At 69.3% G+C, this 14,522-nt stretch carries 13 protein-coding genes; 8 read left to right on the top strand and 5 right to left on the bottom strand.

Annotation, left to right across the window (positions count from 1 at the left end; all coding sequences use genetic code 11):
- Positions 1–40 precede the first annotated feature (40 nt).
- From IB228_RS18660 to IB228_RS18650, 3 genes are read left to right on the top strand one after another with little or no spacing between them, the layout of a single operon-like run.
- Positions 41–604 carry a Sua5/YciO/YrdC/YwlC family protein gene (locus tag IB228_RS18660; protein WP_192199505.1) on the top strand — a complete coding sequence of 188 codons (564 nt, stop codon included), beginning with the start codon at positions 41–43 and terminating at the stop codon, positions 602–604.
- Between the two features lie 46 nt (positions 605–650).
- The gene (locus IB228_RS18655; protein WP_192199504.1) at positions 651–1,367 is read left to right on the top strand and encodes a DUF4124 domain-containing protein; all 717 of its coding nucleotides are present in this window, start codon (positions 651–653) and stop codon (positions 1,365–1,367) included.
- Positions 1,367–1,990, top strand: coding sequence for a DUF4124 domain-containing protein (locus IB228_RS18650; RefSeq protein ID WP_192199503.1), 624 nt, complete (start codon positions 1,367–1,369; stop codon positions 1,988–1,990). Before IB228_RS18655 ends, IB228_RS18650 begins: the two co-directional genes overlap by 1 nt.
- Positions 1,991–2,044: 54 nt before the next feature.
- Here the strand turns inward: IB228_RS18650 and IB228_RS18645 are convergent, their stop codons facing one another.
- Complete coding sequence (locus IB228_RS18645) at positions 2,045–2,821, bottom strand: SDR family oxidoreductase (protein WP_192199502.1); 777 nt, start codon at positions 2,819–2,821, stop codon at positions 2,045–2,047.
- A gap of 57 nt (positions 2,822–2,878) precedes the next feature.
- On the opposite strand from IB228_RS18645, the gene IB228_RS18640 reads away from it, so the two are divergent.
- Positions 2,879–3,100 carry a hypothetical protein gene (locus IB228_RS18640; RefSeq protein ID WP_192199501.1) on the top strand — a complete coding sequence of 74 codons (222 nt, stop codon included), beginning with the start codon at positions 2,879–2,881 and terminating at the stop codon, positions 3,098–3,100.
- Between the two features lie 280 nt (positions 3,101–3,380).
- Here the strand turns inward: IB228_RS18640 and sppA are convergent, their stop codons facing one another.
- A complete protein-coding gene (gene sppA, locus IB228_RS18635; RefSeq protein WP_192199500.1) occupies positions 3,381–5,294 on the bottom strand; it encodes a signal peptide peptidase SppA in 1,914 nt (637 codons plus the stop codon).
- Positions 5,295–5,384: 90 nt separating this feature from the next.
- The gene (locus tag IB228_RS18630; RefSeq protein ID WP_192199499.1) at positions 5,385–6,752 is read right to left on the bottom strand and encodes an MATE family efflux transporter; all 1,368 of its coding nucleotides are present in this window, start codon (positions 6,750–6,752) and stop codon (positions 5,385–5,387) included.
- A gap of 100 nt (positions 6,753–6,852) precedes the next feature.
- Between IB228_RS18630 and IB228_RS18625 the strand changes: the two genes are divergently transcribed.
- Entirely contained in the window at positions 6,853–8,088 is a 1,236-nt protein-coding gene (locus IB228_RS18625) for a DUF3667 domain-containing protein (RefSeq protein ID WP_192199498.1), read from the top strand.
- Positions 8,085–8,399: a DUF4286 family protein gene (locus tag IB228_RS18620; protein WP_192199497.1), complete on the top strand. Its 315-nt coding sequence runs from the start codon at positions 8,085–8,087 to the stop codon at positions 8,397–8,399. The genes IB228_RS18625 and IB228_RS18620 overlap by 4 nt, the downstream gene beginning before the upstream one ends.
- An 18-nt stretch (positions 8,400–8,417) precedes the next feature.
- Here IB228_RS18620 and IB228_RS18615 read toward each other — a convergent pair whose 3' ends face one another.
- Entirely contained in the window at positions 8,418–9,023 is a 606-nt protein-coding gene (locus IB228_RS18615; RefSeq protein ID WP_183639564.1) for a DUF3106 domain-containing protein, read from the bottom strand.
- A complete protein-coding gene (locus IB228_RS18610; RefSeq protein ID WP_192199496.1) occupies positions 9,007–10,044 on the bottom strand; it encodes a hypothetical protein in 1,038 nt (345 codons plus the stop codon). Before IB228_RS18610 ends, IB228_RS18615 begins: the two co-directional genes overlap by 17 nt.
- 441 nt (positions 10,045–10,485) lie before the next feature.
- Here IB228_RS18610 and IB228_RS18605 point away from each other — a divergent pair, with 441 nt between their 5' ends.
- Complete coding sequence (locus IB228_RS18605) at positions 10,486–12,669, top strand: primosomal protein N' (RefSeq protein WP_192199495.1); 2,184 nt, start codon at positions 10,486–10,488, stop codon at positions 12,667–12,669.
- 219 nt (positions 12,670–12,888) lie between these two features.
- On the top strand, positions 12,889–14,502 hold the full coding sequence (locus IB228_RS19965) for a YadA-like family protein (RefSeq protein WP_192199494.1): 1,614 nt from the start codon (positions 12,889–12,891) through the stop codon (positions 14,500–14,502).
- The last annotated feature ends 20 nt before the right edge of the window (positions 14,503–14,522 follow it).

The following is a 14,522-nucleotide window of genomic DNA, read 5'->3' as shown; positions in this document are numbered from 1 at the left end:
GCGCGGTGGACACGCGGGCCTGCCGTGGCAGAATCGCGCCATGAACGATGCCCTGCCCTTGTCCGCCGCCGTGGAATGGCTCCAGCACGGCGGCGTGATCGCCTATCCGACTGAAGCCGTCTGGGGCGTGGGCTGCGATCCGTTCGATGAAACCGCCGTGCGGCGCCTGCTGGCGATCAAGGAGCGTCCGGTCGAGAAAGGGTTGATCCTGATCGCCGCCGATCTGGAACAGCTTCGCGCCTGCCTGGATCTGGACGCGCTGCAGACCGATCGGCTGGCCGAGGTGCTGGCCAGTTGGCCGGGTCCGCACACTTGGGTGATGCCGGCGAACGCACGGGTGCCACGCTGGCTTACCGGCGAGCATGACGGCATCGCCGTCAGGGTCACGGCGCATCCCACGGTCATCGCGCTGTGCCGGGGCTTCGGCGGTCCGCTGGTCTCCACCAGCGCCAACCTGAGCGGGCAACCGGCACCACGCGATCGCGCGGGTCTGGATCCCGCGCTGGTCGAGCGCCTGGACGGCGTCAGCGAAGGCGAAACCGGCGGACTGGATCGCCCCTCCTCGATCCGCGACGCCCGTACCGGCGCGCAGTTCCGGGCCTGAATCCGTCCGCATTGTCCCTGCCGCCGTTCGCGCGCAAGATGCGGGCATGCGCATCGTCCTGGCCGCCTGCCTGCTTTTCCCGCTCGCTCCGGTGGGCGGGATCGCCGCCGCGCAGGAAGTGACGATCTACCGCTGCGTCGGCAAGCAGGGACAGGTGGCGCTGCGGGATTCTCCCTGCCTGCCCGGCGAGACCCAACAGACCCGCAGCATGCAGCGGCCACGCGATCCGGCGCCGGTCGCGCGACCGGCGGTACCCAGCATCACGCCCGCGCCGCCGGTGCCGGCGCCCACCGAGCGCATCGTCTACCGGAATCCGCCGCGTGCGATGTACGAATGCATCACCCCGGACGGCGAGCGCTATACCAGCGACGATGGCGAAGGCCGCCCGCGCTTCGTGCCCTACTGGGCGGGTGGCTATCCCTATCCGGCCTGGCCCCGTCCGCATGGCGGCAGCATCTCCGGGCATATCCCGATCGGCAACGGCGGCAACATCACGTTCCAGAGCGGGAATCCCACGCCGCTGCCTCCGACACCGCGTCCTCCCGGGCATGGGCCCGGCAACGTCATCGTGCCGGCGGGCGGTATCTGGGTTCGCGACCAATGCCACGAATTGCCGCAGGCGGAAGTCTGCGCGCGGCTGTCCGATCGCCGCTATGAAATCCTGCGCCGCTATGGCAGCGCGATGCCCAGCGAGCGACGCACGCTGGATCTGGAACAGCGTGGCATCGATGCGCGCATGGCCAACGATTGCGGGAATCCCTGATGTCCTACCGTCTCGCCTGGCTGATGCTCCTGGCGGCCCCGGCCGCGCATGCGGACGAAGTGGTGATCTACCGGTGCACCGATGCCGCCGGCGCGCTCACCGTGCAGAACATGCCCTGCCCCAAGGGCAGCCGGCAGCAGGTCAAGCGGATGCCGGCGCTGGCGACCGTACCGATGGCACCGGCGGCATCCACGCCCGCCGCCGCCCCACCGGCGACGCCCGCCGCTGCGCCCGAAGCCGCGGTCCCGGCGGCAGCGACGGCGCCAGCCGAATCCACACCGGTCGCGACGGCCGCGCACCTGCCGCCCCCCAATCTGTTCCGCTGCACCACCCGCGACGGCGGCGGCTACCTGACCGAGGACAGCGAGCCCGCCTCGCGCTGCGAGCCGCTGCAGACCATCGGGCTGGATGGCAATCCGCAGGGCGGCGCGGGCCAGGCCTGCGAAGTGGTGCGGGACACCTGCGCCCGGGTTCCCGACGAAGGCTTGTGCGAAGCGTGGAAGAAGCGCCGCGACGAAGCCGAAGTGGCCTGGCGATTCACCCGCACGGAAACCAGCGAGAAGAACAAGGCCGAGTTCGAGCGTGTGCAGCGCATCCTGGCCGAGAGCACCTGCGGCGGCTGAACCCGCGGCAGCAGCAACTTGAGCGGCAGCAACCACCTCCGGGTGGGCATCGGCTCAGAATCCGTAGCGAAGAAAGCCCCCGTCCACGGCAATGCATTCGCCGGTCACGTAGCTGGCCGCCGGCAGGCACAGGAATCCCACCGCCGCGGCGACCTCCTCGGGCTCGCCGATCCGGCGCATCGGCGTGCGCGCGATCACTTCCTCGTAGTAATCCGCGTCGGAAAGCGGCCCCGACGTGCGACGGGTGCGGATGTACCACGGCGCCACCGCGTTGACCCGCACACCGTCCTCGGCCCATTCGGCGGCCAGGTTGCGGGTCATCTGGTGCAGCGCGGCCTTGGTCATGCCGTAGGGCGCGCCGCTGCGCACGGCGGTGATGCCGGACACGCTGCCGACGTTGACGATGGCGGAACTGGCGTGGCGGGTCAGCAGCGGATGGGCGTAGCGCGAGAGTTCGAATGCGGAGAACAGATTGGTCTCGAAGATGCCGCGCCACTCGTCCTCGGTATAGTCCACCGCCGCCTTGGTGACATTGCCGCCGGCGTTGTTGATCAGCAGATTGAGGCCGTCGGCATGATCCTTCACCCAGTCGAGGATCGCGCGCCGCTCCTCGTCATCGGCCACGTCGGCGGCCATTGTCGCCACTTCGCGCTCCGGAAATTCCTCGGCCAGATCGTCGCGCGCAGCGTCCAGCAGATCCTCGTCACGGGCCACCAGCATCACGTCCGCGCCGAACCCCAGCAACTCGCGCGCGATTGCCAGGCCGATGCCGGCGCTGGCGCCGGTGATCAATGCAGTCTGCCCGTCCAATCGCCAACGATGGGATGCCATGCGCCACTCCGTTCGAATGGGGGTAGCATACCGCCAGCCATACCGGAGGGGCATTGCATGAAAACGCGCCCGATCGCCTGCCTGCTGCTCCTTTCGTTGTGCGCCTGCCGACCGGCGCCACCGCCGACCGAGCGCCCACCGGAACCCCAGGCGGCGAGCGCCGCCCACCTGCGCGATGCCCTCCAGGCCCCCATCGACAAGGCCAAGGCGGTGGAGGAAGCCGCCCGCAAGGCTGCCGACGACCAGCGCGCCGCGATCGACGCGGCCAAGCAGCAGTAGCCCTGCGCAAACCATATCGGCAGGCGGCAGACCGGCGACAAAAAACCTCCGCGCGCTTGCGGAACGCCTCCACGAATACCCCCTTCGCAGAAGGGGGTGGGCGCCGCGGGCGACCGGGGGATTGACCCGCCATGCGGCGATTGGGGAGGGCTTGCTTTTGCGTGGAAGAGCAAATCCCCCTCAGTCCCCCTTCGGAGAAGGGGGAGGCAAAGCAACGCCACAAAAAAGCCCTCCTTGCGGAGGGCTCTTTTTTTTGCCGCCACTGGCGCGCGTCGCGTGATCAGAATCCGCAGAAGCAGTACGCCAGCGCCTTGACCGGCGCGCCGCCCTGGCGGTCCTGCAGGGCTTCCTCGACGAATCGCAACTGCGTGTTGGCTTCCGGCAGGCGCTGCGCCAGCATCGCGCGGGCGATGTCGGAATCCTTCAGCCACAACGCACCGATGCGGCTTCCGGCCATCCGGCCCATGAACTGGGCAAACGGCGAAGCGTTCTGCTCGATGTAGCGAACGCGGTACTTGTCGGCGCCACCAAGCTTGGCCAGTTGCGCGGCGTAGTCGGTTGCCGCCTGCATGCCGCCGAGTTCGTCGACCAGGCCGCGCTCCTTGGCCTGCGCACCGCTCCAGACGCGGCCGCGGGCGACTTCGTCCACCGCCTCGACCGGCTTCTTGCGCGCGTCGGCGACCTTGCCGGTGAAATCCGCGTAGCCCTTGTTGATGATCGACTGGATCACCTGGCCGACGGCCGGATCCAGCGGACGGGTGATGTCGAACGCGCCGGCGAAGCGCGTGGTGCCCACGCCGTCGGTATGCACGCCGATCTTCTCCAGCGTGCGCGGCACGGTCGGAATCATGCCGAAGATGCCGATGGAACCAGTGATGGTCGACGGATCGGCATAGATGCGATCGGCGTTCATCGAGATCCAGTAACCGCCGGAGGCGGCCAGATCGCCCATCGACACCACCACCGGCTTGCCGGCGGCCTTCAGCGCGGCCACCTCGCGGCGGATCTGCTCGGAAGCGAACACGCCGCCACCCGGGGAATCCACGCGCAGCACCACCGCTTTCACGTCCTCGTCGTCACGCGCTTCGCGCAGCAACGCGGAGGTCGATTCGCCGCCGATGCGGCCGGCCGGCTGTTCGCCGTCGGTGATTTCGCCTTCGGCCACCACCACCGCGATCTGCGGCCGCTTGTCCAGCGTGGCCGCGCGCTGCGTGTCCAGATGGGCGAGGTAGCCCTCCAGGGTGACCTGGCGGAAACCGGTGTCCGAATCCTCGTCGGCCACGCCGCGTTCGATCAGCAGGTTCTCAACGTCCTCGCGGGTCTTCAGGCCATCCACCAGCTTCTGCTGGAGGGCGAACTTGGCCAGATCGCCACCGGCGGCGGCGATGCCTTCCGGCAGCGTATCGATGCCCGCGGCCAATTGCTGCGGCGTCAGCTTGCGTGCCTTGGCGACGTCGCCCAGATAGCGCTGCCACACGTCGTTCATCCAGAACAGATCCGCTTCCTTGGATTCCGGCGAGGCGGCGTCCAGCACATAGGGCTCGACCGCGGACTTGAACTCGCCGACCCGGAACACGTGCACGTCCACGCCCAGCTTTTCCTGCAGGGCTTGGCGGAAATACTGGCGATAGCGGCCGAGGCCTTCCAGCAACAGGCCGCCCATCGGATCCAGATAGACCTCGTTGGCCTGCGCCGCCAGCAGGTACTGGTGCTGGCCCAGGTTCTCGCCGAACGCCACGATCTGCTTGCCCGAGGCGCGGAAGCGCTCCAGCGCCGCGGCGACTTCACGCAGCGAGGCGTAACCGGTCGGCTGCAGCTTGTCCACGCGCAGCATCATGCGCTCGATCTTCTTGTCCTCGCGCGCCGCGTCAATCGCGCGCACGAGATCGCGCAGCTGGATTTCCTCGGCGTCCTTGTCGTTGAGCAGCTTGGCCAGCGCGCGGGTCGCCGGGTCGGTGCTGTACTGCTCGACCAGGCGTCCTTCCGGCGCGACCACCAGGGTGGTGCGATCGATCACCGGCTTGACCGCGCTGCTCGAACTGATGCCGGCCAGCAGGATCATGAACATGATCAGGAACAGCAGGAAGCCGAAGAACAGCACGTTCAGGAACAGCTTGCGGGCGAAATTCACCACGTTCCAGGCGCCAACGAAGAAGGTGGCGACGGGTCCGCGGGCGGGAGGCGGTTGGTTCATGGGGGTGGAGACTCCGGTATTCCTGGGGCCAGCTTAACGGGTCGGCCCCCGGGGCGGCATGCCCCTTTAGTCACCGTGCGCCAATGTCGGTCAAGTCGCGTCCGCTGCCAGCAGGCGCCGGCTGCTGCGGTTGAAGCGCCAGCCCAAGCTGATGGCGGCGGCGGTGAGGCCCATGATCAGGCCCAGCCACATGCCCTGCGGACCCCAACCCAGCCACAGCCCGAAACCGGCGCCCAGCGGCATGCCCAGGCCCCAGTAGGAGAACATCGCCAGCCACATCGGCGCGCGGGTGTCCTTCAACCCGCGCAGCGCGCCGGCCGAGAGCACCTGAATGCCGTCCGGGAACTGGAAGGCCGCCGCGTACAGCAGCAACGTGCCGGCCAGGGCCGCCACCGCCAGATCCTGGGTATACAGGGACACCACCGCGTCGTGGCCGAACAACAGCACCAGCGCGGACAGCGCCTGGGTGGCCAGCACGATCGCGTAACCGGCATGCGCGGCCCGGCGGATGCCGGCCGGATCGCCGGCACCCAGCGCATGGCCCACCCGCACGGTGGTGGCCTCGGCCACGCCCATCGGCACCATGAAACACAGCGCGGCGACATTGATGGCGATCTGGTGCGCGGCGGCGGACACAGCGCCCAGCCGCGCGATCAGCAGCGCGGTCACGATGAACAGGCTGCCCTCCATCAGCACCGTGATGCCGATCGGCAGGCCGGTCCGGAGCAGCTGCCCGATCGCGGCCCAGCGCGGCGGTTCGAAATGGCTGAACAGCTTCAGGTGGGCGAAGCGACGCGAATTCCACAGGTACAGCGCGAAGCAACTGGCCTGCACCCACATCGTGATCGCCGAGGCGGTGCCGAGTCCGGCCGCGCCCATTTCAGGCAGGCCGAACTTGCCGAAAGTCAGCACGTAGCCGACCGGCGCCAGCACCAGCAGGCCGCCGAAGCCCAGCAACATGGTCGGCAGGGTCCAGTGCATGCCCTCGCTGAGATAGCGCATGCAGAAGTAGAAGGTCAGCGCCGGCACGCCCCAGCGGATCGCATGCAGGAAACCGGTCGCGCCGGGAATGATGTCCGGGGCGATGCCGAACGCGCCCAGCGCGTAGGGCGCCAGGCTGAGGAAGCCGAACATCAGCAGGCCCAGGCCCAGCGACAGCCAAAGTGCCTGGCGGAACAGCGGCCCGATTTCGTCGCGGCGATTCGCGCCATCCAGTTCCGACACCGACGCGGTGAGCGAGATGAGCGTGCCGATCGGCACCATCATCGGCAGCCATAGCAGGGCCGTGCCGACCGTGACCGAGGCCAGGGTCTGGGTGCCGTGGTGCCCGGCGATGACGTTGTCGACGAAGCCGATGAGGCCGGTGGAGACATGGCCCAGCACCAGCGGCAGGGCAAGTTTCGCGGAAGCGCGGACCTCATCGCCGAAACGCGGCGAATGGGAGACGGTGGAGGACATGGGGGAGACCGCCGGACTACGGTCGCGCGGTCGCGCGCTGGCACCGGGTCACGGGAGGCCGGTATCTTACCCGCTCGCGCCAGGGGAAGCACAACCGCAGATGAGCAGCCAGACCGACGCCTTGCGTCAAGACGACCATGCACCCGCCACTTGCGAAAACTGCGACACGCCGTTGCAGGGCGAGTTCTGCCATCGCTGCGGACAGACATCGCACAATCCCCTGCGGCATGCCGGCCACGCCATCGAGGAAGTGTTCGAATCCTTCTGGCATCTGGACGGGCGTATCTTCCGCACCCTGCGTGCGCTGTGCGCGCCGGGCCGCCTGGCCAACGCCTACCTGTCCGGGCACCGCGCGCCCTACGTCGCGCCACTGCGGCTGTTCGTGATCGTCAGCGTGCTGACCTTCTTCATCGCCCAGTTCGCCGTGCACATCGGCGAACCCTCGTCCGACGCGGTGGTCAAGAGCAATTTCGAGGAAGTGACGACCGTCGCCGAAGTCGAACGCCAGCGCGACGAAGCCATTCGCGGATTGCTCGAAGGCAAGGCGGCGGTCGGCGACATCCCCGGCGCCAGCACCGGTTTCGATCGCAGCATCAAGGCACTGCGCGAACAGGCGCGGGAACGCATCGCCGAACTGGATCCCACCCACCCTTCGCTGCAGCAGCCCCTGGAGGCCACCGGACCCGCCGCCACGCCGGCACCCGAGGTGACCAAGGCGCCGTCGAACGCACCGCCGGGCATCCGGCTCACGCCCGATTCCTCCACCGGGGACGCCCCATCCGCGGCCTCTCCCTCCTCCGTTGTCGCGGACAGGGATCAAGCGACGCAGGCCGAACCCAAGGGGTTTCTCGACCGCTGGCTGAAGAAGAAGGCGCAGCGCGCGGAAGAGAACTGGGAGCGCTTCCAGAAGGATCCGGAGCTGTTCAAGAACGCCGGGCTCAAATCCATTCCCACCGCGCTGTTCTTCATGGTCCCGATCTTCGCGGTGTTCCTCAAGATCGCCTATCTCGGTTCGGGCCGGCTGTACCTGGAGCATCTGGTCGTCGCCCTCTACAGCCACGCGTGGCTGTGCCTGGCGCTGCTCGGCATCTTCGTGCTGATGGCGCTGGACGAATGGATCACCCCGCATGCCGGCTGGTTCTCCAGCGTCACCGGCTTGCTGCAGTTCGTGCTGTGGTGGTGGATGCCGATCTACCTGCTGCTGATGCAGAAGCGGGTCTATGGACAGGCCTGGTGGCTGACGGTGCTGAAGTACCTGGCCGTCGGCATGGTCTACCTGTTCCTGGTGAGTTTCGCGGCGATGTTCGTCCTGCTCACCAGCTTCATCAACGCATGACGATCATCTACGAAGTCGATCTCGCCATCGACGCGGACATCGCCGAGGCCCACGCGCGCTGGCTGGACGCGCACGTCCGCGAGATGCTCGGTTTCGAGGGATTCCTGGAAGCGGAAATCCTGGATCGGCGGGATCCGCCCGCCGGGTCCGGATGGGTGGCGCGCTGCGTGCGCTATCGACTGGCCGACCATGCCGCGCTCGATGCCTACCTGCGCGATCACGCGCCGCGCATGCGGGCCGAAGGCATTGCCCGTTTCGGCGAACAGGTGCGCGCGAGCCGGCGGATTCTCGCCATCGCCGCCCGCTACTGAGTCGCGCCGCGCCAGGCGTTACTGATTGCGGCGCCGGTGCAGCCAGTCGCCTCGACGCGCCGGCTCCACCCGCAGCAAGGCTTGCCGGAACGCGGCGCGCTCCTGTGGCGGGATGCGCTGCGCCAGCGCCGCCAGATCGTCGCGTTGGGTCGCGTCCAGTTGCCGCAGCAACGCCAGCAGCGCATCGCGCTCGGCCGCCGGCACGTAGGCGAACAGCGGCTGCAGACGCGGCCAGTCCGCGCCCAGTTCCGGCCCCAGTGCCCAACCCCGCTGCTGCAGGGTGTCCTGGCTGTCGTAGAGCGTACGCAGGCGTGCCTGTTCTTCCGCCGGCAGGGCGGCGAACGCCTGCGCGGCCGCACGCAGTTGCGCGCGCTGCGTTTCGTCCAGCGCGCGCCAGGCCAGGTAGCGCCCCCGCTGGCGTTCACGCTCCATCGGCGCCAGCCCGTCCCAGACCTGCGCACGCGTGGCGGCCTGGGCGCGTTGCGCGGGTGCGAGCGCGGACCAGCGCGCCTGCCGTTCCGCCAGCCATGTTTCCGTCGACGGCGATTGCGCATGGCCGCACCAGGCCGCGCCCGCCACCAGTAGCGCCAGCAGCGTCGCGCGGCGCTCAGAACGTCGTGTCACGGCCTTCCTCCTGGGCACCGGCTTCAACGGCGCCATCAGCCGCTTTTCCCGCGGGCAGTGGCTGGCGGGTTCCGGCCAGGTACCACGCATAGAAGGCCGCGTCGTTCGACAGCGTTTCGCTTTCCGGATCCAGCAGCAGATCCAGATCCGGATGCAGCGCCAGGACCTGGTCGGCCGCCACCGTTGCCGCGGCGGCTTCGGCGGGCGGCAGCGCCTCCTGTTCGATATCCGGTTCCTCGGCCAGTCCAAGGCCGGTGCGGCCGACCTCTTCCAGCGAGTCGCCGCCGCGTCCGAACAGCCCGCGCGGATTAAGGAAGGTCACCGCCAGTCCCCCGGCGCAGGCCAGCACGATCGCGATCACCGCCCAGCGTCGCCAGCGCCCGCGGACGGGCATCGCAGCGACGGCCCGGGGCCTGGTGGTTGCCGGTGCCACCGGTACCTGCGTTTCCGGTCGCGGAGACCGGGATACGGGCGCCTCGGGCCTGAGCGCGGCTTCGCGCAATCGCGCCAACCGGGCCAGACGCTCGGGAGGCAGGTCCCGCATCTGTTGCTGGATCGCCTCGGCCAGCGCGCGCCAGCCGGCGGCGTCGGGCTGGCCGGCGGCGTCGGTGGGACACGCCGCCGCCAGTGCGGCGCGGTAGCGGGTCATGTCCACGCCCAGCACTTCCACCGCCTCGTCTTCCGGCAGGCCGGCCGCCAGCCGGCTCAGCAGCGCCTGGCGATCCTCCGGGGCCAACGTGGCCAGATGGGCGACCACGCCTGGCCAGCGCGCGCCCGCGGGCGGGCGATGGAGGGCCGGCGACGCCATCATCTTCTGCCAGAAACCGCGTGGCCAGTCGGCCATGGGCTGGGACGGCGCCTGTGCGGCGAAAGCCCGCATCGCGGTGGCGAGGGCGGCATCGCCATGCTCGGCGTCGCCGCACTGGAGCTGCGCGAACAGCGCGCCGCGGCGTTCGACCCCCCGCAGGAAAGCCGCCAGGGCGGCGGGCGCCGGGACGGCGGACGGCGATGGATCAGTCATGGAATCGCGGGCTCATCGCCGCGAATCATAGCGGCCACGAAGGTGATTCCGGACGCTTGACACCGCTTGGAATCCTGCTCTCCCAAGCGCCGCAAGGCTTTCGCCGATTTGCGTTGTGCACAGCGGTCACGCGAATGTCATGACCCGCCGGCCGACGGTGGGCGACCGTCACATTTCAACTTGGTTTCACAATTAAGTTGCTGATTCAAAAGTAAAAAGTTGCGTTGGCGTTTTTTTCACCAAACACCAGCCGAGGCCCGAAAATGGGTCATCGGCGCGTGGAGCAATGGCGACATGCACAGATTTATCCACAGCTCGTGTGGATAAGCCGGAATCTCTTTGACTCACACGCACTTGCGTGAACTTCGTCATTTTTTTGACAGATTGATCCCGCAACCCCATCCGACCCGCAGCGCTTGACCGGCTCGCTAAACTGCGGAGATGCCGTCGCCCGAAATTCTCCGCGTCGCCCTGCCCGTTCCGCTGCCCCGACTGTTCGACTATCGCCCGCCGGCGGGCTCGACGGTTTCGGCCGCGGACGTGGGCCGGCGCGTGCGCGTGCCCTTCGGCAGCCGCGAACTGGTGGGCTGGGTGGCCGACACCGGACCGGCCGAAGAGACGGTAGAACTGAAGGCGGCCCACGCATGGCTGGACGCCACCCCGCTGCTGCGCGGCGAACTCCTGGACTCGCTGCGCTGGCTGGCGCGCTACACGCATGCGCCGCTGGGCGAGGTGTTCGCCACCGCCCTGCCGGCGCCCCTGCGCCAGGGCGAGCCGGTGCCCGCCGCCGAACAGGCCTGGCAGTGGCGATTGACCGAAGCCGGCCTCACCGCCCTGCCGCGCCTGCGCGCGGGCAGCCGTCCGCGCCAGCTCGCCGAATGGCTGTCCACCGGACCGCAGCCGGAGGACCGGCTCGCCGCCCGCATGGAGCAGTGGCGCGATGCGGCCCGCACCCTGGCCGGGCGGGAGCTCGCCGAACGGATTCCGGCCCCGCCCGGCGTCAGCGAAGCCACACCCCGTCCCGGCCCCACCCTCAACGAAGAACAGCAACAGGCGGCCGACGCGCTGGCCGAGGCCAACGGCTTCTGCCCGTTCCTGCTCGACGGCGTCACCGGCAGCGGCAAGACCGAGGTCTACCTGGGCGCCATCGCCGCCTGCCTGGCGCGCGGCCGGCAGGCGCTGGTGCTGGTACCCGAGATCGGCCTGACCCCGCAGACCCTGGCGCGCTTCCGCACCCGCCTGGGCGTGCCGGTGCACGTGCTGCACTCCGGCCTCAACGACAACGAGCGCGCGCGCACCTGGGGCGCCTGCGCGCGCGGCGAGGCGCGGGTGATCGTGGGAACCCGCTCGGCGGTATTCACGCCGTTGCCGGAGGCGGGCCTGATCATCGTCGACGAAGAACACGACGGCAGCTACAAGCAACAGGACGGCATCCGCTACCACGCCCGCGATTTCGCCCTGGTGCGGGCCAAGGCGCTGGACGTGCCGATCATCCTGGGCAGCGCCACGCCGTCGCTGGAAACCCTGCACAACGCCCGCAGCGGCCGTTACCGGCACCTGCGCCTGCGCCGCCGCGCGGGCGAGGCGCAGCCCCCGCGCGTGCGCGTGCTGGACGTGCGCAAGCGCGCGCTGGAAGCCGGCCTGTCGCTGGAACTGCAACAGGCCATCCGCCAGGCCCTGCAAGCCGGTGGCCAGGTGCTGGTATTCAAGAACCGGCGCGGCTACGCGCCGGTGCTGCTGTGCCATGACTGTGGCTGGAGCGCGCACTGCAAACGCTGCGACGCCTCGATGACGGTGCATGCCGGCGGGCGCCGGCTGCAATGCCACCATTGCGGCGCGCGCCAGCCGGTGCCGCTGGCCTGCCCGGACTGCGGCGGGCTGGCCCTGCAACCGCAGGGCATCGGCACCGAACGGCTGGAGGAACACCTGGTCGGCGCGTTCGCCGAGGTGCCGGTGCTGCGCATCGATCGCAGCACCACCCAGCGCCGCGACGCGCTGGCGCGGCACCTGGACACGCTCGGCGACCAGCCCGGCATCCTCGTCGGCACCCAGATCCTCGCCAAGGGCCACGACCTGCCGCACCTGACCCTGGTCGCGGTGGTGGGCATCGACGAGGGCCTGTTCTCCGCCGACTTCCGCGCCGGCGAACGCCTGGCGCAACAACTCATCCAGGTCGCCGGACGCGCCGGACGCGCGGACAAGCCCGGCGAGGTCTGGTTGCAGACCCACCATCCGGATCACCCGCTGCTCAACACGCTCATCCAGGGCGGCTACCACGCCTTCGCCGATGCCGAGCTGGTGCAGCGCGAAGCCGCCGGCTTTCCTCCTTTCGCCCATCTCGCGCTGTTGCGCGCGGAAGCCCAGCAGGTCGACGCGGCGCAGGCATTCCTGCTGGCCGCGCGGCAACTGCTGCGCGAACACGATCCGAAGCTGGAACTGCACGGACCCTTGCCGGCGCCGATGCCGCGACGCGCCGGCTATCACCGCATGCAACTGGTGCTGTCCTCCCCCGAGCGACGCCTGCTGCATCGCCTGCTCGACGCCGTCATTCCGCTGTTGCACGCGCTGCCTGAAGCACGCCGGGTGCGCTGGTCGCTGGACGTGGATCCGCTGGACCTCTACTGAGCCGACAAGCGCGGCGCCGGGCATCCGGCCTTAAAACAGTCTTTCCGCACACCGCCGCCATCTGCCCAACGAGGCGCGGGCGGGCCAGTTAACGGGTGCCGGTCGCCGGCCTCGCAAAAAAAAAATGACGCTCGCCCGCCATGGAACGCGGTTTGGGAACCAGACACGCCCGGAAAGCCCCGGGCGCGCGGTTTTCCCACCCTCCATGGAGATGCGTTCATGCACACCCGGCAATCTGTTTGTTCCGCTTCACCCGCCCGCCCGCGCCTTCACTGCCTGGCGTTGACCCTGTCCTTCCTGATCGCCGCCCCGGCCTGGGCCGGCGACGTCTGCGATTTGGCCACCGCCGGCGAGGACGGCGCGGGCGCCGACGCATTGGGCAGCAATTCGCTGGCCTGCGGTACCAACGCCAGCGCTTCCGCGGGCGGCGTCGCGCTCGGCGCCAGCAGCGTGGCCACGTTCGAGAGCACCGCGCTGGGCACCAGCGCGCTGGCCACCGGCAACGGCAGCACCGCGATGGGCAGTTGGCGCGATCTCAACAACGATGGCCTGGTGGGGTTGGACGAAATCACCATCGCCAGCGCGCAGCGGACGACCGCCGTGGGCGCGGCCGCGCAGGCGACCAGCGATTTCGCCACCGCGCTGGGCGGCAACGCCAACGCGTCCGGCTGGGCCAGCATCGCCATCGCCGGCAGCGCCTCGGGCGAAGCCGGCATCGGCGTGATGGGCGTGGCGACCGGCGACTACAGCATCGCGGTGGGCTATTCCAGCCTGTCCTCCGGCAGCGGCAGCACGGCCATGGGTCTCTATGCCGAATCGTCCGGCGAAGACAGCACGGCACTGGGCGGACATAGCCACGCCGATGGTGCCGACAGCACCGCCGTGGGTCATTCCAGCCGGGCCGGCGGGGCTGGCAGCGCGGCCCTGGGCCACGACGCATCCGCCACGGGCCGCAGCGCCGTCGCGATTGGCGAGAACAGCGATGCAGGCGGCGAGAACGGCACCGCCGTGGGCGGATGGCGGGATGTCAATGGCGACGGCATCCGCCAGGCGGATGAATCCACCGAAGCCGCCGCGCTGGACAGCAGCGCGTTCGGCGCGGGCGCGAAGGCAAACGCCGAATCGACCAGCGCCTTCGGCGCAGCGTCGGCAATCCATGCCACCAACGGCACCGCGCTGGGCGCACACAGCATGGTCACCACGCAAGGCGACAACGCCGTTGCACTGGGCGCCGGCTCCATCGCGGACCAGGCCAACACGGTATCGATCGGCAGCGTCGGCAGCGAACGACGCATCGTCAACGTCGCCGCCGGCACCGGTGCCACCGATGCGGTCAACCTGTCGCAGTTGCAGGCCACCCTGGCGACGGCCAACGCCTACACCGACACCGCGGTCGCCACCGGCGGCACCGCGGCCAATGCCTATACCGACAACCGCGAAGCCGCCATCCGCGACGACATGGAAGCCGGCGACGCCGAAACACTGTCGGCGGCCAATGCCTACACCGACAGCCAGATCGCGCAATTGGTGGGCCTTGATGCGGGCACGATCAGCGACCGCTTCGACAACATCGACCGTCGCCTGCAACATCAGGATCGACGCATCGATCGCCAGGGCGCGATGGGGTCCGCCATGCTCAACATGGCGATCAATGCCGCCGGGTCGCAGAGTCCGCGGGGCCGTGTCGCCGTCGGCGCCGGCTTCCAGGGTGGCGAACAGGCGCTGTCGATCGGCTATGGCCGCCGCATCGGCCAGCGCGCATCGTTCTCGTTGGGCGGTGCTTTCAGCGGCAGCGAGAAATCGGCCGGCATCGGCTTCGGCGTCGATCTCTGATCGGCGTGTGGGCGGCGCAT

Source organism: Pseudoxanthomonas sp. PXM04 (assembly GCF_014851695.1).
Taxonomy (GTDB): Bacteria; Pseudomonadota; Gammaproteobacteria; order Xanthomonadales; family Xanthomonadaceae; genus Pseudoxanthomonas_A; species Pseudoxanthomonas_A beigongshangi.
The sequence above is the reverse complement of the archived record's forward strand: the minus strand, read 5'-3'. Positions and strand labels throughout refer to the sequence as shown.